The organism is Leptospira kmetyi serovar Malaysia str. Bejo-Iso9 (genome assembly GCF_000243735.2).
GTDB lineage: Bacteria > Spirochaetota > Leptospiria > Leptospirales > Leptospiraceae > Leptospira > Leptospira kmetyi.
This window is the reverse complement of sequence record NZ_AHMP02000003.1, coordinates 209,447-232,981: the sequence shown is the minus strand read 5'-3', so window position 1 is coordinate 232,981 and position 23,535 is coordinate 209,447. Positions and strand designations below refer to the sequence as shown.

At 46.2% G+C, this 23,535-nt stretch carries 21 protein-coding genes; 11 read left to right on the top strand and 10 right to left on the bottom strand.

Features of this window, described 5'->3' with window-relative positions; translation table 11 throughout:
* The first annotated feature begins 62 nt into the window (after positions 1-62).
* The 7 genes from LEP1GSC052_RS03500 (at position 63) to LEP1GSC052_RS03470 (ending at position 6,973) form a co-directional block, all read left to right on the top strand.
* A complete protein-coding gene (locus LEP1GSC052_RS03500) occupies positions 63-734 on the top strand; it encodes an SIMPL domain-containing protein (RefSeq protein WP_010574449.1) in 672 nt (223 codons plus the stop codon).
* An 88-nt stretch (positions 735-822) separates the two neighbouring features.
* The gene (locus tag LEP1GSC052_RS03495) at positions 823-1,320 is read left to right on the top strand and encodes a DUF1579 family protein (RefSeq protein WP_010574448.1); all 498 of its coding nucleotides are present in this window, start codon (positions 823-825) and stop codon (positions 1,318-1,320) included.
* Between the two features lie 127 nt (positions 1,321-1,447).
* Positions 1,448-1,909, top strand: a complete 462-nt coding sequence (locus LEP1GSC052_RS03490) for a hypothetical protein (RefSeq protein WP_010574447.1) — start codon at positions 1,448-1,450, stop codon at positions 1,907-1,909.
* 45 nt (positions 1,910-1,954) lie between these two features.
* Positions 1,955-3,214, top strand: a complete 1,260-nt coding sequence (locus tag LEP1GSC052_RS03485) for an ATP-grasp domain-containing protein (protein WP_020986794.1) — start codon at positions 1,955-1,957, stop codon at positions 3,212-3,214.
* Positions 3,201-3,857, top strand: coding sequence for a class I SAM-dependent methyltransferase (locus LEP1GSC052_RS03480; protein WP_010574446.1), 657 nt, complete (start codon positions 3,201-3,203; stop codon positions 3,855-3,857). The genes LEP1GSC052_RS03485 and LEP1GSC052_RS03480 overlap by 14 nt, the downstream gene beginning before the upstream one ends.
* On the top strand, positions 3,833-4,720 hold the full coding sequence (locus LEP1GSC052_RS03475; RefSeq protein ID WP_010574445.1) for a class I SAM-dependent methyltransferase: 888 nt from the start codon (positions 3,833-3,835) through the stop codon (positions 4,718-4,720). Before LEP1GSC052_RS03480 ends, LEP1GSC052_RS03475 begins: the two co-directional genes overlap by 25 nt.
* A gap of 3 nt (positions 4,721-4,723) precedes the next feature.
* A complete protein-coding gene (locus LEP1GSC052_RS03470; RefSeq protein WP_020986189.1) occupies positions 4,724-6,973 on the top strand; it encodes a YhjD/YihY/BrkB family envelope integrity protein in 2,250 nt (749 codons plus the stop codon).
* 6 nt (positions 6,974-6,979) lie between these two features.
* Here LEP1GSC052_RS03470 and LEP1GSC052_RS03465 read toward each other — a convergent pair whose 3' ends face one another.
* The 6 genes from LEP1GSC052_RS03465 to LEP1GSC052_RS03440 all read right to left on the bottom strand — a co-directional run bounded on the left by LEP1GSC052_RS03465 (position 6,980) and on the right by LEP1GSC052_RS03440 (position 12,582).
* Entirely contained in the window at positions 6,980-7,468 is a 489-nt protein-coding gene (locus LEP1GSC052_RS03465) for a rod-binding protein (RefSeq protein ID WP_020985978.1), read from the bottom strand.
* Positions 7,465-8,607, bottom strand: coding sequence for a flagellar basal body P-ring protein FlgI (locus LEP1GSC052_RS03460; protein ID WP_010574443.1), 1,143 nt, complete (start codon positions 8,605-8,607; stop codon positions 7,465-7,467). Before LEP1GSC052_RS03460 ends, LEP1GSC052_RS03465 begins: the two co-directional genes overlap by 4 nt.
* The gene (locus LEP1GSC052_RS03455; RefSeq protein ID WP_010574442.1) at positions 8,604-9,338 is read right to left on the bottom strand and encodes a flagellar basal body L-ring protein FlgH; all 735 of its coding nucleotides are present in this window, start codon (positions 9,336-9,338) and stop codon (positions 8,604-8,606) included. The genes LEP1GSC052_RS03460 and LEP1GSC052_RS03455 overlap by 4 nt, the downstream gene beginning before the upstream one ends.
* Positions 9,335-10,228: a flagellar basal body P-ring formation chaperone FlgA gene (gene flgA / locus LEP1GSC052_RS03450; protein WP_010574441.1), complete on the bottom strand. Its 894-nt coding sequence runs from the start codon at positions 10,226-10,228 to the stop codon at positions 9,335-9,337. Before flgA ends, LEP1GSC052_RS03455 begins: the two co-directional genes overlap by 4 nt.
* A gap of 18 nt (positions 10,229-10,246) precedes the next feature.
* Positions 10,247-11,041 (bottom strand): flagellar basal-body rod protein FlgG, encoded by a 795-nt coding sequence (gene flgG / locus LEP1GSC052_RS03445; RefSeq protein WP_002619713.1) that lies wholly within the window; start codon positions 11,039-11,041, stop codon positions 10,247-10,249.
* Positions 11,042-11,430: 389 nt separating this feature from the next.
* Entirely contained in the window at positions 11,431-12,582 is a 1,152-nt protein-coding gene (locus LEP1GSC052_RS03440; protein ID WP_010574440.1) for a DNA methylase, read from the bottom strand.
* Positions 12,583-12,884: 302 nt separating this feature from the next.
* Here LEP1GSC052_RS03440 and LEP1GSC052_RS03430 point away from each other — a divergent pair, with 302 nt between their 5' ends.
* The 4 genes from LEP1GSC052_RS03430 (at position 12,885) to LEP1GSC052_RS03415 (ending at position 19,421) form a co-directional block, all read left to right on the top strand.
* A complete protein-coding gene (locus LEP1GSC052_RS03430; protein ID WP_010574438.1) occupies positions 12,885-13,403 on the top strand; it encodes a hypothetical protein in 519 nt (172 codons plus the stop codon).
* Positions 13,404-13,418: 15 nt separating this feature from the next.
* The gene (locus LEP1GSC052_RS03425; protein WP_010574437.1) at positions 13,419-14,273 is read left to right on the top strand and encodes a penicillin-binding transpeptidase domain-containing protein; all 855 of its coding nucleotides are present in this window, start codon (positions 13,419-13,421) and stop codon (positions 14,271-14,273) included.
* Positions 14,274-14,362: 89 nt separating this feature from the next.
* Positions 14,363-16,588, top strand: a complete 2,226-nt coding sequence (locus LEP1GSC052_RS03420; RefSeq protein ID WP_010574436.1) for a cation:proton antiporter — start codon at positions 14,363-14,365, stop codon at positions 16,586-16,588.
* Between the two features lie 154 nt (positions 16,589-16,742).
* Positions 16,743-19,421, top strand: coding sequence for an ATP-binding protein (locus LEP1GSC052_RS03415; RefSeq protein ID WP_010574435.1), 2,679 nt, complete (start codon positions 16,743-16,745; stop codon positions 19,419-19,421).
* Here LEP1GSC052_RS03415 and LEP1GSC052_RS03410 read toward each other — a convergent pair.
* From LEP1GSC052_RS03410 to LEP1GSC052_RS03395, 4 genes are all read right to left on the bottom strand, one after another.
* Positions 19,364-20,461: a multiheme c-type cytochrome gene (locus LEP1GSC052_RS03410; RefSeq protein ID WP_167593875.1), complete on the bottom strand. Its 1,098-nt coding sequence runs from the start codon at positions 20,459-20,461 to the stop codon at positions 19,364-19,366. The two genes, LEP1GSC052_RS03415 and LEP1GSC052_RS03410, sit on opposite strands and share 58 nt — an antisense overlap.
* Before the next feature lie 161 nt (positions 20,462-20,622).
* The gene (locus tag LEP1GSC052_RS03405; protein ID WP_010574433.1) at positions 20,623-22,077 is read right to left on the bottom strand and encodes a rhodanese-like domain-containing protein; all 1,455 of its coding nucleotides are present in this window, start codon (positions 22,075-22,077) and stop codon (positions 20,623-20,625) included.
* An 11-nt stretch (positions 22,078-22,088) separates the two neighbouring features.
* Positions 22,089-23,036, bottom strand: coding sequence for a hypothetical protein (locus tag LEP1GSC052_RS03400; RefSeq protein ID WP_020985576.1), 948 nt, complete (start codon positions 23,034-23,036; stop codon positions 22,089-22,091).
* A gap of 64 nt (positions 23,037-23,100) precedes the next feature.
* Positions 23,101-23,469: a hypothetical protein gene (locus tag LEP1GSC052_RS03395; protein ID WP_010574430.1), complete on the bottom strand. Its 369-nt coding sequence runs from the start codon at positions 23,467-23,469 to the stop codon at positions 23,101-23,103.
* Positions 23,470-23,535: the final 66 nt, after the last annotated feature.

Genomic DNA, 23,535 nt, shown 5'->3' with positions numbered 1-23,535 from the left:
AGGTTCTCCTCTTCCGCCTTTTTTTGTTTTCAAACGCGCGGATCGCGGAAAACCTTTCTCCCATGATCCGAACCAAAATAGCAACCCTACTTCTTTTCTTTCCCGTGCTGGGAATTTTTTCAGAATCCAAACAAACCATAACCGTTTCCGGAAGCGGAATCGCGCTTGTGGAAACCGATTACTTACAAATGAGTTTCGCCGTCGAGGTCGAAGACAAGGAAGCGAAAACCGCGCAGGAAAAAAACCTTCAAAGAGCGGCTAACGTGATCCAAACTCTTTCCAAAGAATTTAAGATCGCCTCCAAGGACATTTATACCACCGATTACACGTTGCAAAGACAATATTTGGAGGAAGGAAAACAAAGACCGTATCTCGCATCTTCCGGAATTCTTTTGAAGTTGAGAAACCTCAAACTCTATAAGGATCTGCTTTTGGAAATTCAAAAGCTGGGAGTCAACAACGTCAGCGGAATCGAATTCAAATCGGACTCGACAACCAAACAGGAACAAGAAGCGTTAGTCGCCGCTTATCAGGACGCAAGGGAGAAGGCTTTGATTCTCGCAAATTCCCTCGGCAAAAAAGAAGTCGGCGCCGTCAAGATCGTAGAATCCGATTCTTCCGTAAACCCGACGGTAGTGTATCAGATGAAAGGCAGAGTCGAAGATTCTTCCCCGATCTCCGTGGGAGAACGGAAGATCCAGGCCCGCGTCACGGTGGAATTCGAAGTGAAATAAATCCTAAGACTCTTTCGGGCAAATATCCGGAAATTTTTCGCTCAATTCTTCTTGACCGTTTTCCCGAAATCGGTCCCACTCTTTCGCCATGAGTAAAGAAAAGTTTGAAACTTCAAAACGAGAAGGCGTCCACAAAGAATTCGAATCCTATACGGGGAATTGGAAAGGCGTCAACCAGATGATGTTCAAAGAGGGAGAGGTCACCGACGAATCTCCGATTGCGGGAACCATCAAACTCATATTAGGTGGAAGATTTCTTCTCCACGAATACAAGGGAAGTTACGGCGGAGAACCTTTCGAAGGAATCGCGATCTACGGATATCATATCGACAAACGAAGATACGAATCCGCGTGGGTAGAAAGTTTCGGAATGGGAAGCGGAATTTTATTTTCCGAAGGCGTTCCCGGCGCGAAAGAATGGTCCGTTACGGGACACTACGGTGGAGAAACTCCGGAAACGAGTTGGGGTTGGAGAACGAGTTTGGAAAAAGACGGAGACGATAAGTTGATCATCTTTTCCCAAAACCTCAGACCGAACGGAGAAAAGGCCGGCGGCGTTCGAATCCTTTACGAACGCGTTTCGTAACTTTCACAAACGCGGTTCCTCTTTATAAAAGAGAGAAACAAATTCTTTCCCGATCTTGATTTTTGAAGACCTTCGTCCATCCGTTTTCCGTCAAACTCACACGCGCAATGAGCGCAAAAGGAGACGGATGGAAACCGTAAAAATTACGAAAACCGAATGGTTCCCCGAGCAAAAATTAATTTCCACGAGAATCGGCGGCAAAGTGGAAACCGAAGACGTCGAGATTTGGGAAAAATCCTTGATGGATTCTTTGGCGAAGATAGAGGACAACGGAGCGTTTAAGATATTCGTAAACCTGCACGGATTCGAAGCCGCGGACTTAAACGCGCACAAACGATTTCGTACGATCATTCCCCGGACCCTTTCCGATTACGGATGGAAGGTCGGTTACGTGGATCTCTTCGAAGAATCCAAACAGATGAGCTTTCAAAATCGAAGAGGCATTCGTTGTGTGGCGGCGGTTCACGTTCATCAAGACGCGACTAAGATCGATTCTTACGAGGAAAAATTCGGAAAGGAAAACGAACACTTTTACACCGATCCGGCCCGTGCCTCGGAATGGATCGAATCGTATCAGATCACCTCTTAAAAATCCTTTGACTTTCAAGGCCCTCCGAAAAGAAATCTACGGAGGATGAAACAAAAGGGATATTTTCTTTCCATCGGCGCGGGAACCAATCAGGTTCCTTTGATTTCCGCCGCGATCGATTTGGGTTATTCCGTGATCGCGGTGGATCAAAACGATCGCGCGCCGGGTCTGGGCATCGCCGCGCTCCGAATCATGGAATCCGTAACAGAATATCGTAAAATTCTAAAGACCGTTTCCGAAATCCCTCTTCAAGGAAGAATCCTCGGAGTCGGCACCCGCTCCTACGGAAAAGCGACTTACACCGCGTCCTATATCGCCGAAAAATTAAAACTACGTTATGCTAGTCTTGACTGTGTGGAAATCTGTTCGGATAAGAATCTACTCAAAGAAATAGCCAACAAGGTCGGAATCCTCACGCCCGAAAGTTACGATCCAAAATCCCCGATCGCCAAAAACCAATTTCCGTTCGTGTATAAACCGTCCCGAGGAAACGGAAAGGAAGGAATCAGAACCTTTCACGATCCGGAAGAATGGGAACAGTTCCTAAAATCCAAAAAGAAAACCGTAAAACCCAAAACTTCTTCCGCGAAAAAAAAGACAAGCGCGCATAACGCGGAACGGGAAGAATGGATCGCCGAGGAATATATTCCCGGTTTCGAGATCACGGTTTGCGGTCTGGTTCAAAATCGAGAATTTTTCCCCGCGTCCATCTCGCACAAGGACGTTACGAAATACGCGCCTTATTTAGAAATCGCTCATACGCTTCCCTTTTTACATTCCGAATTGATCGGAGAAATTCTTCTGAATTGCAGGGCCTTAATCGCCGCAACCCGGATGAACGACTGCCCGTTCGTCGCTGAATTCAGAATCAATCCCGAAGGCGAAATTTATCTCATCGAAGCGGTTCCCGAAGTCGGCGGAGAATTTTTGGCGGACACTCTAATTCCGAATTACTTCGGCTCGTCTTACTTCGAAAACTTAGTCAAACTTCTCGTAGGCGAAACGATCAAACCGTTCGCAAACTATTCTTCCGTTCCCAAAAAATACGCGGGAATTTTTTTCACGGCGCCGCCCGAAGGAAAATCCAAACTCGCGAATCACTCCGAGTTCGTTCCTATCGGAAAGGAAAAAATTCTTTTCGATCGTAAGCTGAAACAACACGGAGAGGTTTTAAAAACGAACGAAGGAAACGGAGTTCGCGCTCGCAGCGTCGGAATCCTTGGACCCGAACAAAACAATCAGACCTTGGAACAATGGAAAGAATCGGTCCTTCAAAGAATGGAAGGTACGTTTGAATCCGTCTGAACCTTCCTCTCAATCCGCCTGGAACGTTCATTATACGAGAAACAAATCCAGACTCGGATATCCGGACGAGAATCTGGTGCGGATGCTTTCCAAGATCGGAAACGTATTCTCCGAACAATCTCCAAATACGAACGAACGTAGAGCCTTGGACTTCGGAGCGGGTTCGGGAAGACACTGCATTTTGTTAAACGAATTCGGTTATCAAACCTACGCGACCGATTACACCGAAAACTCGGTGAAGACGATCCAAGAAACGTATCCTTTCGTCAAAGCGTCGTTCAGCGACAAACCTCCTTTTCCGTTCGACGAGAATTTTTTCGACGTGATCGTAAGTTGGGGGGTTCTCCACTACAACTCCGTCGAAGCGGCCCAAGCGATTCTCTCCGATCAAAAAAGAATCCTCAAAAAAGGCGGGTTTCTCGCGGGATCCGTGCGCGCGGTCGGGGACACACATTTGAAGGCGCAAGGAAACACGATCCAAACACAGGATTTAAAGGGAGCCTATTCCCGATTTTATACGTTGGAAGAATTGAAAGAAGACTTAAAGGAATTCTCCGAAGTCGAATTCGGTTACACCGAACGGACCCCTCTCGGAAAATTGGAAGAAAGGATCTGTCATTGGATTTTTCTGGCAAAACTATAGACGAAACCTGCCCCTGCTGCCAGGCGAAAGACTGGAAATTTTTATACCATTCTTCATTTAAAAATTATAATATTCCAATATACTTATGTAATTTCTGCGGACTTCAGACCCAGTATCCGCGACCGGAAGCCTCCTCTCTTTACACCGAAGAATACTATTCCGGAAACGCGGATTTTTCCTATCGGGACGAGAGACAAACGGAAACGTTCGATCGTTACGTATGGAAGGCTCGCATCCGAAACATACGCCGATTCAAACGAAAGGGAGAATTTTTGGACATAGGATGTTCCTTCGGCGGATTTTTAAACTGCGCGAAAGAGGCGGGCTTCGGAGTTACGGGTGTGGAAATTTCTTCCTATTCTTCCGAGGTCGCAAGATCCAGAGGATTGAAAGTGTATCAGGGAGAATTTTTGGACGCGGATTTACCCGAGAATTTTTTCGACGTCGTTACGCTCGTCGAAGTCATAGAACATCTTTCCGAACCGGCGAAAGTATTCGAAAAATTGAATCGGATTCTAAAACCGGGAGGTCTTCTTCTTTTGCAAACCGCGAACTTCGAAGGTTGGCAAGCGATCGACGCGGGACCGTCTTATCATTACTATCTACCCGGACATTTTTATTATTATTCGGAATCGAATTTGAAAAAAATTCTTGATCGATCCGGTTTTAAGAATCATATCACTTATCCCGGAGTCGATTTTTCTCTCTTCGCAAAACTGCTCAAGTCCAGGGGAAGTTTTCGTTCCTGGAAAGAATACTGGAAGTGGATTCGAATCGGCGTCTATCACTGGAAAAGCAAACTCAAAAAACGAAACAGACCCTTGACCTCGTCCATGGTTCTGTACAGCTTTAAGGCGGAATGAACGATGCAACATCTTTTAAAACCGGGTTGGCTCACCGATTCGGATAAGATTCCCGAAAAAGGTTTTTTAAGAATTTTCGTTCTTTCCATCCGAATCATCGTCGGGTCCGCGTATCGTTTTATCAAAGACGATTGTCTGATGCAAGCCTCCGGAATTTCCTACACCACGATCGTGTCCTTAATTCCCATGCTCACGGTCGCCTTGTCCTTAATTACGATCACTTCCGGCTTGGAAAATCGTAAAGAGGAAATTTTCGATACGATCAACACCTTCATTCTACAGAGCAATATCAACGTGGACATCAACACGTATTTGGAAACGATCGGAGATCTCATCGACACCGCGACTCAGATCGGCGCGATCGGTTTTGTGATTTTGGTTTTTTCGGCGACCGCGGTTTTACGTTCTTTGGAAAACGCGTTCAACGGAATTTGGAAGATTCGCTCGAGCCGATCCTTGTTTCAAAAGTTGGTGTTTTACTTTTTCGTTTTGGCGATCGGCCCTCTTCTTTTTGTTATCGGAGAAGGAGTCGCCGAAAAGACGATCGATTTTTTCAGACCTCCGCATTACTTCTCGATGGAACGGGATCCGTCCGGTAAAATTTGGATCAGCGGAGAAAACGGAACGATCTTTCGTATGGATTCCAATCTTAAAAAGGAATACTCCATCCGAGAGGACGAGATCGATTTCGAAAACATGAAATGTCTCGATAACCTGGGCGGTCGTTTGGACTTCTGTAAAAAACCGGATATCGGCTCTTCCGATTTCATTCGGATTAAAATCAAGGAAGGAATGATCTACGTCCTTTCGATCCGGGGAACGCTTCTGATCAAACCGATCGAATCTTCGGTTTGGACCCTGACGTCTTTCGAGGGCGTGGAACTCAAGGACATAGAAGTAGTAAATCAAAATAACATTTTTATTATATTCAAAAACGGAGAAGTTCTTCATTATATCCCCGAAGGAATCTCGTTCAAGCCGATCTTCAAGGACAGACTCAAAATGAACGCGTCCAAGGTTTATTTTCCCGATCCTTTGAACGGATATATCGCCGACGAATCGGGAACCGTATGGACGAGCAACGACGGAGGTTTTAACTTTTATCCGAACCGTCTGACTCATTTAGCATTTCATGATATTCATAGAGCCGAAAACGGAGAGATCTTTTTGGCGGGAGAAAGAGGGATTTTATACCGTTCTCGCGACGGTGGAAACAGTTGGATCGAACTCAGTCATAAACGATACAACTTCATCCGAGTCTGGTCCTTCTTTGGAACCGATATGATGGAACTGTTTCTTATGGACAGTCTCGGACATATTCTTATCTCCACGGACGGAGGAGATCATTGGAATCCGTTTTATACTCCGATGAACGGAAAGATCTGGGCCAATCTTCTTTTGGAAAGAAAGGAAAACGGAAAGATCAAAATGCTCAACGTGGGAGAATATCGCACGATCAGCGTCACGGAATCCAAGGATCAAAAGTTTACGACGACCGTGGTAACCGGAGGAGACAGCGTATTTTCGATCTATTCTTTCCTGAGAATTTTATTTCCTCTTTCGGGGATCTGGCTTTTTTTCCTGAGTCTTTACTCCCTGATCCCGAATACGAAGGTTCCGTTGAAGGCTTCGGCCGTCGGCGCCGCGGTGACGGGGATCATCTTTTTGATCTTTCTCTGGGGATTTCAAGTGTATCTTTCCTCGTTCAGCGAAACGACGATGATCATCTACAAGGCGTTAGCCGCCATACCGATCTTTCTTTTGGGAGTATATTCACTTTCTTTAATCGTCCTGTTCGGAGCGGAGATCACCGCGTCTCTTCAATTCAGGGAACGTTATCTCGCTCCGCTTCATTCTTTGGAAGAGATGCATACTTCTTCCAGCAACGAGTTCCGAAAACTGATTCTCACCTTAAAGTCCGCGTATAAGATCCAAAAGGAAAAGAAGATCCCCTCTTCTTCCTTGGAACTCGCCTCGGTTTCCCGATTGAAGGAGGAGGAGATTCCGGTTCTTACGAAAAAATTATGCGAACTCGAATTCTTATCCGAGACGAGGAAGAACGAATTTGTTCCGATCGTCGCACCCGCGGATCTAAGCGTGGGAGACGTTTACCGAAAAATTCCCGAACCTCTTTTAACGGGAGACAAGGAACTGAAACTTTTTCCGGGAAGTTTGAATTCCAAGATCGAAAAGACGGAAGAAAAACTCCAGAACGATCTGGACGGAATCAAGTTCAGCGATCTAATCGACTAACTGCGGTTAGGCTTTGCGATCCGTTCTCTGAGCCGGGTTCACCGGAGGAAGATTGGAGGACAAGGATTGATAGATCTGTTCCGCGAGCCCCAGGGACGAATTCGAGGAAAGATTTTTTGAATATTCGTCGTAGAGCATGTCCTCGAAGATCTCTTCCGCGTGACCGCCGTCGATCAAACCCGATTTCTCCACGGTCTTTTTCATTTCGGTCAACATCATCTTTACGAAGATCGATTCGAATTCAACGGAAGCTGAATATAGTTTTTTACGATACGGATCGGCAGAAATTTCTTCCTTGATGTTGTGAGGAAGACGGATCTCGGAAGAACTGATCTTTCCGGAAAGTTTTTCGTTGAATTCTTCCCTAAGCAGATCCGGAAAGGAAGAATTCGTTTTGTTCTTGTTCGCGTTTTCGAAATTTAAAAGACTTTTGACTTCCGGTTTCTCGACGAGATTCAATCTGTTCGTATAATCTTGAATGGAATCGATCATCACTGTATCTCCAGTTCCGCGTGTAACGCGCCCGACTTTTTAAGAGCTTCCAATATCGCTATGATGTCTCTTGTAGACGCGCCCACTTTGTTGAGCGCTTCGACCACGTCGCCTACGCTCGTGGATTCTTCGATTAAGAACGAACTTTTAACAGGTTCCTGTTCCTTACCGAGCCAGTTGCGTCTTCTATTTTTATCCGTAACGGAAAGGTTCAGTCCGGATCGGGAAACCGCAACTTCTTCGATCGTTATGTTTCCGCCCATCACGATGACGCCGGTTCTTTCGTTGATGACGACCTTGGGTCTTACTTGGGTTTCCACGTTTAGATTTTCGATGTCGCTTAACAAAGATAAGAACGAGTCCGATTTGTTTTCGAACGTTTTTCCGAGGACGATATTGATTTCGGTCGGAGAAACGGGAACCACGGACTCGGGTCCGATCCCGTGTTTTCCGGGAAGAATGGAACGAATCTGAGAGATCACAGCGTTTAACGTAGTGAAGTCCTGATTCTCCAGTTGAATTTGAACCCGTTCCGAAGCGTAAAAATTCTGATCGAGTTCCTGTTCTACGATCGCTCCGCCGTGAACGACTCCGACCGTTTTTTTATTTCCTCTCGCACTGTTTCCTCGTTCTTGTTCCTGTCTTCCGCCGAAGGAAATCACACCCGATGCGACTGCGAAGGTTTTATCACCCGCGGTTTTCAAAGGAGATTGTAAAAGAACTCCGCCTTCGAGGGACTTCGCGTCTCCGATCGAAGAGACGACCACGTTTAACTTATCGCCTTTTCTAGCGTAGGTGGGAATCGTCGCCGTGATCAAAACTGAAGCGATGTTTCGCGTTTGATCCGGTTTGAGGTTCGCTTCCACTCCGAGATTCTTCAAATAATTTTTCATACTTTCCGAAGTGAACGGAGTTTTACTGTCTCCCGTTCCGGGAAGACCGACCACGATTCCGTAACCCGCGATTTGATTTTCTCGGATTCCTTCGATTCTTGCGATGTCCTTCAATCTAAGTTCCGCCGCATTTAGGGAAGAAAAAGGAAACGCGAGCGCAATGATCGAAGCCAAAAATACGATCACGGACGTACAAAACAAAAACACGTCCAACAACAACATGCAAAGAATGGAATATTTTAATTTCATTGTGATTCTCCCAAAAGCCGGTTGAGTTGGTTCAGAATCAGTCTCTGTTTTTCCTCTTCCGAAAGTTCGGCTTTGATCGTTACCGAACCGTCCGGATTCGTTACCGACTTGAGAGCGATCGGAGGATTGACCTGTTTCGGATTGATTCTTCCGTTGAAGTTCACCTGAAGATTCGCGATTTTGTCCGCGTCGATCGAGGAATCCTTTTCCACGAACTCGGGAGAAACGGTTCCCGATAAAACGAGACTGTTTTCCTCCCCGTTGATTACGTTTACCTTTTGACCTTGGATCGTCAAAAGTCCGGTGTTCGGATCGACCGCGGTGACAAGAGCGGTAAGATTTCCCTTTACCTTTCCGAAGGATTTGATCTTTCCCTTATTCTTGCGGGTAATCGTACGATCGTTGTTATACGAGGGCATATCGGGAATGATTTTTTTATCCGGCATCGACTTCAGCGTGATCGTCTCGTCCGCGTTCGATTCGAGTTCGAACTCCGCTTGGAGTCCGTTTCTGATTTTGACGTACAAGGGAGAACCGACCTTAATGCTTTGACGCACGGAATACGGATTCTTTTCCGTCCAGAGAGATGCGTCCTGTGCGTCCAATCCGAAGTCGTTTCCGGATAAAAGAAAGAATATTATAAATAAAGAATATACGATTCCTATGGTAAGAATTTTAGAATTTCTCGAGCAATAATCCGCAAAACCGGAAACGTTCGATCCGTTTTTCATTCCGTCACCACCGTGTTTTTGTCCACAACCTTGACCTTCATCTGACCTTCTCTGGAATGTGTGGTCACTTGAACTTCTTCGCCGATATTTCCGGAGCTGAGAGCCTTCACCTTCGTTTTGAGGACGAGACTTCCTTTGTGATAGATCATCAGAATTTCCCCTCCTCTTTGAACGTCTTGGATTTTGCGGACGTGTTTTTTACGGAAGATTTCTCCGTCGTTCATATCCTTTAGAAGCGTGGAACCGAGCAGATCGGCGCCGGGAGAATCCAAAATCTCCTCGTCGGTCAACGTTTCCTCTTCCTTAAAATCCTCGGCGGTAAGTTTGATTCCCTTGTTCAAAGGACGGCTCGCTTTGAGCACCTTCACTTTTTGTTCCACTTGGAAACGGATTCTTAAGGTATGAACCTTTTGGTTTTGAAAAAAGATTTCGAGAGAAGCCATCAGTTGTCCCGGATGCAGACGGGAGGAAAGATTGGCCCAGCGCAGTTGAACCCCTTCCGAAGGAACCTTCGTTTCTCCGGAGATGAACGTTAGACGAAATTCTTCGTTCGGATGTTTTTTTCCGATTTCGTCCGCAAGAGAATCCGTGATCTCGTTTGGTTCCAACGCGTGATTGAGTGGAAGTACCAGGGTTTCCTTTCCGGTTACGATCGGATCCAAGTCCGCGTATACTTTTTGGATCTCCTTGGAACCAATGAAAATCGGATGTGTAAGATTCTTCATCAAGACACGATCCTCGAATCCGTCCGGAATTCGAGCCACCGAGGAAAGTCGAACTTCTTCCCCTTCCACGATCGCTCTTCCTTTGAGATAAATTCCGGACGCCCCTCTTCCCCAAAGAGGGTTTAAAATCAAAAGAAGAGGAAGGAGAATCCGGAAAAGGTTCATAAGAAATTTATAAAATTCTTATCTCTTGAGAGAAATGGCCGTGGACAACATGTTGTCCGAGGTTTGGATCGCCTTGGAGTTGGATTCGTAAGCCCTTTGAGCCACGATCATGTTCACCATTTCTTCCACGATCTTTACGTTACTCATTTCCAAAAATCCCTGAAGGACGTTTCCGAATCCTTCCATTCCGGGCGTTCCCGGAATTTCGGGGCCGGAAGCCACGGTTTCTTGAAATAAGTTTTTTCCGATCGCTTGTAGACCGGCGGGGTTTACGAAACGGTATAATTCCACTTGTCCGATTACGATGGGGCGGATATCCGCTCCCACTTTTACGGTGACTTCTCCCTGTTCGGAGATCATGAGCGTGTTTAAGATCGCGCCTTCCGGTAATATCAAAGGAGGCTCGAGAAGATATCCGTTAGACGTCACCACTTGTTGATTGGAGTCGATCTTAAAGGATCCGTCTCTGCTGAACGCAAAACTTCCGTCCGGCATTTGGATTTTGAAAAATCCCATTTCTCCGGTGATCGCCATATCCAATTTATTTCCGGTCGCTTGAAAGGAACCGATCTCAAAAAGTTTTTGAGAAGCCGCGGCTCTTACTCCGTGACCGACGTTGACCCCGGTCGGGATTTCGCTGACCGATGTGGCGGGTGTTCCGGCCAAAACCTGGTGTTGATAAACCAAATCTTCGAAATCCGCACGGTTCTTTTTAAATCCAGTCGTATTTACGTTTGCTAAGTTGTTCGATATCGTATCGATATGAAACTGTTGGGCAATCATTCCCGTTGCCGCCGTCCAGAGTGAGCGCATCATATTCCGGTAACCCTCTTTCTTCCTTGAAGGTCGGTCGTTTTGAGAAAATGGTGAAGAGGAATCCTCCGGTTTTCGCGGAAAAAGCGACAGAATTCGGAAAATGTGTGAGTTGTCGAGCGACCCATAGGGAGCGAGACAGCCGAAGATAGCGGAGCGTTATCGAAGGTTCTCGACGAAGTCGAGACGAGCGAAGAACAATGTAGGAGTTCCCACACCCGAAAGCGACACGCAGGGTTTAGTCTAAACGCGCGATCCAAAGTACGAGTCGAATTTTAGGAAATTCCTTCTCGCGTTTAGACCGAGCGAGACTTCGCGAGCCCGAAGTGGCGCGACCGCGTTAGCGGTTGCGGCCTGAAAACGTGCGGGAGTTCCTACAGTTTCCTTTTTTACTTGTAATTCCGAAACACGACGCAGCGGTTCGAATTCGTTCCTTTCTCGTTGTTTGAAACATTCCAACAATTGGAAAGTTTCGTAAACTTTTGATCGTTGATAAACGTGGTTTCCCATTCCAAACCGGAGCCGTTGGCCGCCTGAATCACATACTCATCCAAATTGAAGACGGTCGCGCCCTTTTTGATATCGCCCACTTCCATCACACAAACTCCTTCCGGCTTCAAAACGCGGGAAAGTTCTTCCAAGGTTCCGTGAATGAAATCGGTCCAAGCCGAAAGCGTCGAAAAGATACTCGGCTTTTTATGATCGGGAAGTTCGATTTCCAAAAACCAATATCGAAGCCAGTTGTCTTCCTCGTAGTTCACCTTATCGAGAAAAGGCGGAGACGTAACGGCCAAATCCGCGACGCTGTCTTCGAGAGATTCCAGATGCAGGGAAGAATGGTTCGTATAACGGTTCCTTCCCGAGAACTCGTGATAAAAAGGAGGCAGAGGAGTTTTTAAATCCCGTTTCATCTTCTGCAAGATCCGGGATTTGATCTCCTTGTATTCCGGTTTGACTCCCTTTTTTTCGTTGTTGCGTTTTTGCGCGGAAGGAGGAATCGAAATCTGAGGAAAACTGTACACCGAAAAGAATCCGTCGCTATGACCGTGCAGTCTGGAAAGAGCCGTAACTCCGATGTATTGAATTTCCGGAGAAGAATCCTGGGAAAGAATTCTTTTTAAGTTCTTGATTTCGTTTAACGTGTCCTTGTGATAAAAGGCGAGCAGATCCTTGTCTTCTTTCTCTTCCTTGGTTTTCTTTTTTAAATCCAGACGATCCAAAATTTTTTCCATACTTTCCATGGAAGGAATCGTCTGTCTCGACTTTGCAAGAAACAAGGACATGGGACTGATATCGTTGTGAATCGCGGTATGACCTTCCAAGTTCGCTTGGATCGAAGTGGTTCCCCTTCCGCCGAACGGATCGAGAACGACTCCTTTGTGTTTGGAAAGATATTTGTCCAAAAAGAACGCGGGAAGTTCCGGTTTGAACGAGGCGCGGTAACTGACGCTGTAGTGAATGGAATGAGATTGTCTCTGGCGCGAAGTCCAGAATTCTCCGGTTTGAATTTTTCTTTCTTTTCTTTTGAGTGCGATCGACATCCAGGAAGCCTCGTATGAAAAGATTTTCGGTTTAAACCTCGGATTCCAGGTGAAGAAAAAAGATTCTTAAAAAGCCGGGATGCGACATAGACAAAAGATAAAAACGAAAAGACGTTCGGTAAACGGCACTCACCGAATTCGAAAGATTCGTCTTCGGATTTCGGGAGGAATCGATATCGATCCAAAAGAATCGGGGCGACGCTCCGGAGTTTCGAGAATTCCTGCAAAACGATTTTCTTGTCATTTAGCGGGCGCAATTTTGCATGGATAGAGGGGAGAATATTCTCTTTTTTGAATTTACCATGACAGATACAAAACGCGCGCTTCCGTCCTTAGAAACCCTGGATTTAGAATTCGAACGAGAGGTCTTTTGGAGCCGATTTTTAGGAAGAGCAGGATTGATCGTAGGCTACGGCGCGTATCTGATTTGTTTTATCATCGTCTTCGGTTTAAAACTCGAGGCGGTCAAATACGCTTCTCTGTTTTATCTGGGGCTTTTCACGCGATTTTCAAGTCTTCTGATCGGAAAGTTTTACGAGATTCCGAACGTGTTTCGAAATCTGTTTTCAAAGAACGAAGAACTCGTCGCGATCAGTAAAAAATACTTGGAAGTCCACAGGGAAAAAACCTTCAAACGTCTGGCTTCTCATATCTACGGGATGAACGATTCCTCCGAGTTGTACCAAGCGGACGAAAAAGAACTTCTGGAAATCCTCCGTCCCAAAATGGAAAAACCTTGGAAGAAAGCCGGAAAGATTTATTTCTTCTTCTTTTACATTCCGGTCGCATTAATTTTGATTTGCATCTCTCTCTTGAACTGATTCGCTTGAATTCAAGTGAAGAATTCATTCTTATCCCTTGTTCTCATTTTCGTCTGGATTTTTTCCTGCAAAAGCGATCCGGTAATTCCTTCCCTTCCTCCGATGCCTTTTTCCGAAAAAAATCTAAACGGAGAAGGAAAGTTTCTCTGTGCGATCCTGATCAACCAAACCGCAAGAAACAAAATCTACTTTCAAAAAGATGAATGTTTTTACAAAACCCCGCCTTCGTCCCTGTTTCATCCTTATCTCGCCTTAGTCGCCTTGGAAAGCGGCTATCTCAAGGAAGACCAATCCCTTTTTTTCTGGGATAAAACGAGACATCCGTATATTCGATGGCAAAAGGATCAGAATTTAAAATCGGCACTTGAATATTCGGTGCATTGGTATTTTACGAAACTCTGGAACGATATCGGACCCGAAAAGGGAAAACCTCTTTTGGAAAAAACGGGCGCGTTTTCGAATCCGGTTCCTTCGACTCGGAATTCCTTTTGGCTCGACGGTTCGTATAACGTTTCCCCTTCCGAATTCGCAGATTTATTAATCCGACTTCAGGAACCGGCCCCGCCTTTCCGCAATAAGACGATCTCCACCGTTTTCAATCTTCTGAAAAGAACCCCCGGTTCCCTTTCGAACGCGAGCGGGAGCCACGATCTCACGGGAGATTGGAACGGCGTGGAGGATTACAAATCGGATTCGGCGTTCCATTATACGCAAGACGAAGCGAACTCTTGGTTCTGGACTTCGTTTCAAAAATCGAACGTGCAGTGGATTCTTCTTACAAGAGTGAGAGTCGTGGGACAACCCTCCACTCCTTTGGAAGCGGCCAAGCTTGCTTCTAAAATTCTTCAGGAAGAATCGATCGTCCCGTAACATATCCGGGAGGACGTTTGTCGTTTAAAAAATCTGAATGACGAAACGGGAAATCGATCGGAGAATGCCTTCAAACGAGGGTTTCCCCGATGAAAAAAATATCGCTATTTTACATTTTTCTAATTTTCTTATTCATCATTTCTCTGGGCTTCATCCTTCAGTTCGGACAAAGCCTGGAACTGGAAAAGGAAAGTTTTCATTCTTCCCAAATCGAAGCTCAGAAAAATCCGCAAGCGCAAAAGAATTCCATTAAGCCGGTTGAAAGACCCGACTTTTTGGACGTCGAGGCCGTGGGAAAAATGTTCTCGGGACATCTCAAACAACCTCTTTCCAGATTGTTGCTTCAGTTGATCGTGATCATCATCGCTTCTCGCTTATTCGGAAAATTATCCACGATGCTCGGACAACCGTCTGTGATCGGGGAGATTCTCGCGGGGATTCTTTTGGGTCCTTCCCTGCTCGGATTGGTTTTTCCGGAAGGGTTCCAGCTTTTGTTTCCTAAGGAATCGCTTTCGACGCTTCAGATCCTGAGCCAACTCGGTCTTTTGCTGTTTATGTTTACGATCGGAATGGAACTCGATCTTAAGATTCTCCGGAACCAAGCGGAGTCCGCCGTCGTAATATCCCACTCGAGCATCATGTTTCCGTTTTTATTGGGCGCGGGTCTTGCGTATTTTATCTACGTTCCTTTGGCTCCTCAGGGCGTGGACTTCATCGCGTTTTGTCTTTTTATGGGAATCGGAATGAGCATCACCGCCTTTCCGGTTTTGGCGAGAATCATCCTGGAAAAAGGTCTCACCAAAACCACGTTAGGCAGCCTTGCCCTTACGGCCGCGGCCGCGGACGACGTCACGGCTTGGTGCGTTCTTGCGATCGTGGTTACGATCGTAAACGCAGGATCCTTTTCTTCCGGAATTCTCATGATCGTCATGTCCCTTTCTTATATGCTTTTGATGTGGAAGGGAATTCTCCCTTTGATGAAACGAGCGGGAAACTTATACACGACCAAAGAATCGATGACCAAAACGATCACGGCGTTTTTCTTTTTGTTCATCTTTCTTTCGGCTTGGGTCACCGAAGCGATCGGAATCCACGCGCTCTTCGGCGCATTTCTTGCGGGCGTCGTTATGCCCGACAAAAAGGAACTGAGAAGCAACTTAGTCGATAAGATCGAGGACTTCAGTCTTACCGTTTTACTTCCTCTTTTTTTCGCGTTCACCGGTCTCAGAACGAAGTTCGGTCTTTTATCCAGTTCCGGTTTGTGGCCGATCTTTTTCGTGATTCTTTTCGTTGCCGTACTCGGTAAGTTAGGCGGAAGCGCGATCGCGTCCCGTTTGTCCGGAAAGAATTGGAAGGATTCTCTTGCGATCGGAATGCTGATGAACACGCGCGGTCTGATGGAATTGATCGTACTCAACATCGGTTACGATCTAGGGGTTTTGTCCGAGGAAATTTTTTCCATGATGGTTCTTATGGCGTTAACGACCACGGTGATGACCGGACCCGGACTCAAACTTGTGGAGCGTTTTTTTGCAAAGAACGAATTAGGAGCCAAACTCGGAGCGAACACATCGGGGATGCTCATCTCTTTCGCGCAACATTCCAGAGGTTTGGAACTTTTAAAGATCGCCTACGGACTTTTTCCGGAGAAGAAAAAGGAAAGAGAGGTCACCGCGGTCCATCTATCACCGGATTCTAATATATCCGAAACACACGCGGAAAAATACGAATCGTCCAGTTTTACTCCGATGAAGGAACTATCCCGGGACTTGAACATAAATCTAAAAACGATTTATAAAACTTCCACAAACATCACGAAGGACATCATTCGAATCGTGGACGAAGGAAATTACGGACTTCTTTTGATCGGAGCGGCTCGTTCGTTTTTTTCGGACGATATTCTCGGCGGAAAGATCCGAACCATTCTGAACGAAACCGATTGCAACGCGGGAATTCTTTTCTCCTCCCAACTCGAAGACGTGAAAAACATTCACATTCTTTTCGGAAGAGAAAAGGATCTCGAACTACTGCAGATCGCGAAACGTTTGGCGGCGAATTATAATTCTAAACTATCCATCGTGGACTTAAACGGTTCGGTGAATGAGATTCCGACTCGGATCAAACAAAGTCTGAAAAAGGATAAGGTGAAAATTCTTTCCTCCGAGACGGGTTCCGCGGATTGGAAACAATTCGATCTGATCTTATGCGATTTGGATATCTGGGAAAATCATCCGGAGTTCCGAGTCAACGAGCTTCCTAAGGGCGGCGGACTTCTTTTGATCCGTTCCGTCGACGGTTCCTTGCTGGAAAGCTAATCGATTCTTTTGAAAAGAAGCCCGTCCGTCCGAAAACGGGCTTGCCCTTTTCCCCTTAAACGAGATAAAATCATACCTCGTCCCGAAAATGATTTTACATTCGTCGAATTCCCGTGAAAATCTACGATCTTCCAGGAATTGAAAAAGAACTCTGATGAGTCTCCGAAAAAAAATCACACTGTATCTTTCCGGCGCCGTGTTGTTTGCGTTTCTGCTCATCACGATCGCCCAATCGATCCTTACGTATACTGAGTTTAAAAAGGACGAAAGAAGAATCGTTCTCATCGAATCGCTTCGAATCCAAAGGGAAGTGGAAAGTTCTTTCGGAAGACCCTTCGATCGTCTGATCGGAATCAAGGACGTGGTTCAAACCTCCAAACAAAACCGGGCCGAAATCCTCGAACTTTTAAAAGGACTTACGCGGGAGAACGATCTCGTTTTCGGAACTTGGACGATCTTCGAACCGAACGCGTTCGACGGTATGGACGCGCGGTATAAAAATACGTTCGGCCACGACTCCACGGGAAGATTGATCTACTACGTGAACAAATCCAAGTCTTCCACGGAACTCACCGTGGACGTGAACGTGAACTTCGAAAAAGATACGAGCGAAACGACGTATTATTTCACTCCTAAAAAAACGAAACGCGACGTAGTGATGAGCCCTTATCTTTATTACGCGGGCGGTCATAGAATCTGGATCGTTTCCTTGATCACGCCCGTGATTCGAAACGGAGTTTTTGCGGGAGTACTCGGGATCGACTTTACGTTGAAAGATTTTTCCGAAAAGATAAAGTCCTTCAAGCCCTTACAAGGAAAGGGTTACGCGAGAATCATCTTTCCCGATTTCAGCTCTCTTCCTCCTCCTTTGGGCGAAGAACCTCCTTTGCATTCCTCCGATTTTCTGAAGAATGAAGTGAAAACCGCGTCCACCTTCGACGAAGAACGGTATTACAGGGCGATTCTTCCGATGCGTTTTTCGAACTCGGGAACCGAGCTCTTTATCGAAGTGGGAATTCCCCATTCGATATTTTACGAGGAACTCGCCGGTTTGATTTTAAAAAACGCGATTCTTACGTTTTTGTTTTCGTTGTTCGCTCTGGGTTTTCTCAACTTCGCATTAAAAAAATGGTTTTTAAACGGACTTTCCAAAGCGGAAGCGTTTTCAAAGGAGATCGAAAAGGGAAATCTGAACGCGGCGATTCCTCCCACCGAGGACAACGAGTTGGGGACCCTGGTTCATTCCCTCGATTCGATGCGGAGAAGTTTAAAAAACGTCTTAGCGGAATTACAACTTTCGAATACGATCATCGGTAAAAACAATCAGAAGCTGAGAATGGCCCTGCTCGGCGCGGGTATGGCGACTTGGGAGCTCGACTTTAAAAGCGGAATCGTATTCTTTCCCGAAGGGGAAATCTCCGGTTTATCCGTGGATGAAACGAGAAAGATGAGAATCCGCGATTTTCTAAAACGATTTCATCGCGCGCAAAGAATGGAGATGGTTCGTTACGTTCAAAAATTCGTATACGGAAATTCGAACGAGATCGAGATCCTTTTTCCGAACGTTCTTCCCGAAGGAGTTCGTTGGTTCCGAGCCAGAGGCGGATGGGGAATGTCCGAACCTCCCAAGGACGAAAAACTTTCGGGAACCTTATCCGGAATCGTTTTCGACGTAACCGATTGGAGACAAGCCGAGGATTTGAGAAAGGCGAACGGCGAAATTTTAATGCGAACTCGAATCATCGAGATCCAAAAAAAAGAACTCGAAGACGCTCTTCAGGAACTGAAAAACGCGCAGAACAAACTGATCTCTTCCGAAAAATGGGCGAGCCTCGGACAACTCGTAACGAGCATCGCGCACGAGATCAACAATCCTCTCGGAGCGATCAAAGCAGGTTTACAAACCATAGAAGCCGTTTCCCAATCCTTTCAGAATAAGATTTTTCAGGTTTCGGTCACGATTCCCCGATTGAACGAAGAGGACCGGAATTCCTTTTTTGAAATCTATGCGATCGCCATGGATTCCCAGGAACCTCCTCTCGGTTTCAAGATGAGACAACAGGCAAAGTCCCTGGAAAAAACATTAAATTTTTATCATATTCTCCACGCGGAACGGATTTCGATCCTTTTGACCGAACTCGGACTTCAGGACGTTCATGAACGATGGTCCCCGTTTTTGAATCATCCGGACGTGTTCGAACTTTTGGGTTTTATCGATTCCACGCTTTCTTTCCTAAGAAACATCAGCGTTATGCGTCTTTCGGTTGAAAAAACGAGAAAGACCGTGTTCGCGCTCAGTTCCTATTCTTCCCTTTCCTCGAACCGTTCTCCTACTCCGATTCCGATCGAAAAATCGATTCAAAAGGTTTTGGACAGCAATCTGAAACTTTCCCTAAGAGATACGGTTCTTCGTTTGAATCTTGCCAATCTTCCTCCGATCGATTGTGATCCGGAAGAGATCAATCAGGTTTGGACGCATATGATTCTAAACGCGGTTCAAGCTACGGAAGGAAACGGAAACGTGGATATCTACGGCTCCGTGATCGCCGATCGAAATCGGATTCAAATTTTCTTTCAGGACAACGGACCGGGAATTCCGAAAGAAATCCAATCGAAGATCTTCGATCCTTTCTTTTCCACTAAGGAACAGGGAGAAGGAATCGGTTTGGGTTTGGATATCTGCAAACGGATCGTGGAAAAATACGACGGTACGATCGAACTCGTTTCGTCCGCAGTGGGCGCTTGTTTTAGAATCGAATTTCCGATCTCCGATTCTTATTTTGAAACGCTTAGATCCGAAGAAAAGAATCCCTCCGTAAAAGAGGAAGTCTGAATTTTCTTTTCAAATAGCACATAACGCGTCGACTTCGCCTTTTTCAAAGCCTCTTCCAATTGTTTTTCCTCTCGGCCTTCAATTCCGAATTCTTTGCGGCGATCCCAGTTGTGTTGAAACATACGAACGTAAAACTCGTCCGGCTCCACGATCGCAATAAATCGAATCTCCTTACGAGTTTTAAATTCCTCTGACGTTAGACGCTCTTTTAAAACGACTTCTTCGTCCGGCAAGAGACGAGTGTCTTCGAATTCGTGTTGCAGATCGAGATCCGTCACTCTTCCGATCGTTTTTTCGGCAAGAATCCGTTTTTGTTTTCCGTTTTCATACAAGGATAAATAAAGAAACACTTTCGGAACGGAATACGTCGGAAACCGATGCCCCGCCCCCGTATTTTTTAAGGAAGCGTAGACATACCATTCTCCCTCGATCTTTTTAAAACCGAGCGAGGAAGCCACCGCGTTAGCCGTCATTACAGGATCGTGGATTCCCCTCCAGGTATGAGAACGATCGGGCATATGACAATTTTGGCATGTGATTTGTTCTTTCGCATATCGGCTTTGTTCCCATTCCGCATAGGTTTCCATCATTCTTTTTCCGTTTACCGGTTTTCCGTATTCCGGAGTTTCGTGACAAGAAACACAGAAGCGAGAAGATTCGAATTCTTTCTGAACCACAAAACCTCCGTGCGGCTTATACCCCGAAGAAGAACGGTTCCGTTTGTCTTCTCGAGGCGGGGGTCCGTAACGAACCTGATTGCGAACATGACAAGACGCGCAGGAAATTCCGCGCTCCACCGTTTCCTTTTTTAAATACGATAAAACTTCGCTCGGGTTCTTTGAGAGTCCGAACTTGGATTCCCGAAGATAGTTCTGCGTTTCGATCAAGGGAGAATGGCAGGCAAAACAGGAAGAGGATTCTTCGATGCCGATCCGTTTTAACTGCCATTGCAAACCGGGTCCGCTCGCTTTCGAATGAAAACTTTCGCTCCACGCTTCGTATTGTTCTTTGTGACAGGTCCCGCAATTTTCCGGGTCCAATCTTTTTTCCAGTTCGGAATAATGCGAAGGCGGCTCCCCCTGGAAAGAAATTGGAGTCGCCCAATGCGACTCCAAAAATTCTTTTTTACAACTTAAGAATATTATAAAAATCCAAAGTATTCTTACGTTTTTTAAACCGGAATGGAAGATTCGGTGCGATCTCAGCCTCCGCAAGCGTTTCCGCCTCCTCCGCCTCCCGATCCCGAACTGCCGCCGCCACCTCCGCCGCTCCCCGAACCGGAACCACTCGTAGTGATGAGATAGGTTTTATCCTCGTCGATTAACTGACTGGAACCTCTGGAAAAAGATTGAGCCGTGGTAAAACTGTATTTCGCTACGTTCGCATCCGGGTTTAAAGTCAGGTTATCCGTAACCGCGCTCACGTTGGTTCTCCAAGGAGAAACCGCGGCGAGGTTGGACCATTTTTGATCGTCGCTGATATTTCGATTGTCGGTCGCAAGTGAACCCCATTCTATCCAAGATCCGTCGTAATAACGGGTCGGAACTCCGATGATGGAGATCGCGGCAAATCCGGTGATCGTGGACCGGACGTTGGTCCTGCAATACGTGATCACGGTCTGTCCGCTTTGATACCCCGCGGCCTCGAATACGCTTTTGATCTGTGACTTCGTTTTAAACTGAAAACTCACCGTCGTATCGACGAGCAAATTCGCAAACGGAATGTTCGCGGCGCCTTTGATATGACCTTCGATCGGAGTCACACAAGGCGGAGTCGCGCATGTTTTTCCCGAAGGACCCGTCGTGCTCGAAGCGGTTCCTCCATACTCCGCTGCCGATCTTGCATCCACGATAAAAACTCCCTTGCTCGGAATCGGAGTCACCTTCAAAAAATTCGTGTTCCCTCCTCTTACAATGTGAAGCACGTCCGCAAGAGTCGATTGTAAGATCGTGTTGTCCGTCAAAAGAGTCTGAACGCCCTTACCTCCGCTCGGATTGATTGCGGAAACGGAAACGGTCGTAAAGAAATTTCCTTGAGACGCGTGATACGAAACGGCTCCATTCAAAATCGCTAAACTCTTTGCGGGTGCTCCCCAATAACGAAGCGCATACCATCCTCGAAGAGATTGTTGCAGATTGGAAGAAGTCGGAGTGTCCGCCGCAAAAACCACAAGATCCGTTTGCAGATCGATCCCGTATTTTTTCAGGAAAGAATCGATCTGAGATCCTTGTGGAACCATCGTCTCCGTGTCGATCACTCCGTTGTTTCGAGTTTGACCGAAGATCGTATCCGCGTCCGATAAAAGATAAACGCTCACACCGCTTCCGGCCTTCGGAAAGATATACTGACCCGAAGGAACTCCGCTCGTCTGCACTTGAAAGATGAACAACTTTCCGTAAACGCCCGCCGGTTTTCGATTCGGCCAATCCTGAGTCCAACGGTTGATCGTCGTATAAGTCACCAGACCGAAATCGTTTTGATTGTAATCCTCAGCGGAAGGACTCGCCAATTCCTCGGCGGTATTGACCTTCAAAATAATCGGAAGATGAATCTTAAACGCGGCCGGTATAAAATCGTAATTGCTCGACTTATCCTTACAACCGGACAAAACAAAGAATATGACCAATATAGAATATAGTAATTTTTGAATTCTCATTTTTGTCGCTCCTATAAGTTGAACGGGAAATTTACGATAAACCCGATCGTCTGAAGTTTTGCCGTGTTGTAACCCGCGTATGTCTGGGAATAATACAGGTTGTAGAAGTTTCCGTACGAATCCGTAAATCCCAAGGAAGCCTCCGCGTTGTGATAGTCCTCCCTTCTTCCCCAAGCGGGGCGTTCCTTTTGAATCCAGAGATCGTATAGATTGACTCCCGGAATCGTATCGGGAACGGTAAGATTGAGATAGTTCAAAGGAGGGGCTTGTCTCGGGTCAGCAAACGCGTAACCTCCTTGTCCTTTTTGTCCTCTCGCTCCGACCGTAAAAAAGAAACTTTCAAAAAATCTTAAGTAGAGACCGGCGTAATAGAGAACGTCTTCGGGAACCGGATTCTCCCTTTTTCGATAGCTGAGTTCTCCAAGCGCACCGAGTCCGTGAAAGTCGAAATCTTTCGCGAGATACACGTTGAGTTCTCCTCCGCTTGCGCCGTCTCCGAGAGATTGAGGGTTACGATCGTAATCCCCTTTTTTGATCGCGCCCGCACGTACGGAGATCGTGGGAATCCACCACTTGTCATGATCGAACTCGTCCAGAATCTTATAACGAATTCCGAATCTGGTATCCAAGTAACCGTATTTGTCCGGGCTTTCGGGAATCTGCATCAGACCTCCGTAACGATCCACGAGTTTGGCCCTACCCAATTTACCGAAGCCGGTTCCGAAATCGATCGTAAGCCGATCCGTGATACCGTATTCAAGTACGATGTTTCCGGTGTTGATCCGAATGTTGTCGTCGTAATTCGCCTTTGTGTTTGCAAGAAACGCGGAATCGTATTCCGAGTGTATAAAAATCGTCCTCAGCCAAAGCTGTCTTTCGTACGGAGACCATGCCTGTTGTGCGTTCAGGGCCGAGGCGGCCGTAAGCAAAAAGGTCGCCCATAGAATCTTATAATTCATTCTAAATACCTAATATAATAAAAACTAAATGTGTTTTAAAACGGAGGCGCGGAAGAAATCCGAATCATTCCTTCTTTTCTTCCAGTCTCACGTTAAAACGGACACTCACGAAGTATTCCAAAGCGTCCAACTGTTCCGGAGTCAACTTGCCTGCAAGCTCCTCCAGATTTACTCTTTGTTTTTCGCTGTTGGGGAGGGATCCTTGGAGATATTCCAAACGGATCTTTTGCGGTTGTATTTTGGATGGATCCGCCCCTGCGGGAATTTCGATTTCTCGGTTGTATACCGATTTACCGAGATGGTATTTTTCGCGGTCCTTTCCTTTTGGGATCTGGGCCACGCCTCCGCCGCTAAAACCTCCGGACGCATAAGACGTTCCGGTCCAAAGGCTGGTTAAGCCGAATATCAAAGTTAAAATTACGATTTGTCTCACTTCTGTTTCTCCGAATGATTTTCTGTTTTAAGTTTAGGAACGACGCCTCTTAAGAGGCGCCGTTCT

Bases quoted from the DNA above. Each gene is read 5' to 3' on its own strand.
- LEP1GSC052_RS03455 (WP_010574442.1), bottom strand. From the start codon at position 9,338: ATGAAAAACGGATCGAACGTTTCCGGTTTTGCGGATTATTGCTCGAGA.
- LEP1GSC052_RS03440 (WP_010574440.1), bottom strand. From the start codon at position 12,582: ATGTCGATCGCACTCAAAAGAAAAGAAAGAAAAATTCAAACCGGAGAA.
- LEP1GSC052_RS03490 (WP_010574447.1), top strand. From the start codon at position 1,448: ATGGAAACCGTAAAAATTACGAAAACCGAATGGTTCCCCGAGCAAAAA.
- LEP1GSC052_RS03430 (WP_010574438.1), top strand. From the start codon at position 12,885: ATGACAGATACAAAACGCGCGCTTCCGTCCTTAGAAACCCTGGATTTA.
- LEP1GSC052_RS03415 (WP_010574435.1), top strand. From the start codon at position 16,743: ATGAGTCTCCGAAAAAAAATCACACTGTATCTTTCCGGCGCCGTGTTG.
- flgG (WP_002619713.1), bottom strand. From the start codon at position 11,041: ATGCGCTCACTCTGGACGGCGGCAACGGGAATGATTGCCCAACAGTTT.
- LEP1GSC052_RS03500 (WP_010574449.1), top strand. From the start codon at position 63: ATGATCCGAACCAAAATAGCAACCCTACTTCTTTTCTTTCCCGTGCTG.
- LEP1GSC052_RS03405 (WP_010574433.1), bottom strand. From the start codon at position 22,077: ATGAGAATTCAAAAATTACTATATTCTATATTGGTCATATTCTTTGTT.
- LEP1GSC052_RS03485 (WP_020986794.1), top strand. From the start codon at position 1,955: ATGAAACAAAAGGGATATTTTCTTTCCATCGGCGCGGGAACCAATCAG.
- LEP1GSC052_RS03420 (WP_010574436.1), top strand. From the start codon at position 14,363: ATGAAAAAAATATCGCTATTTTACATTTTTCTAATTTTCTTATTCATC.
- LEP1GSC052_RS03495 (WP_010574448.1), top strand. From the start codon at position 823: ATGAGTAAAGAAAAGTTTGAAACTTCAAAACGAGAAGGCGTCCACAAA.
- LEP1GSC052_RS03400 (WP_020985576.1), bottom strand. From the start codon at position 23,036: ATGAATTATAAGATTCTATGGGCGACCTTTTTGCTTACGGCCGCCTCG.
- LEP1GSC052_RS03470 (WP_020986189.1), top strand. From the start codon at position 4,724: ATGCAACATCTTTTAAAACCGGGTTGGCTCACCGATTCGGATAAGATT.
- LEP1GSC052_RS03460 (WP_010574443.1), bottom strand. From the start codon at position 8,607: ATGAAATTAAAATATTCCATTCTTTGCATGTTGTTGTTGGACGTGTTT.
- flgA (WP_010574441.1), bottom strand. From the start codon at position 10,228: ATGAACCTTTTCCGGATTCTCCTTCCTCTTCTTTTGATTTTAAACCCT.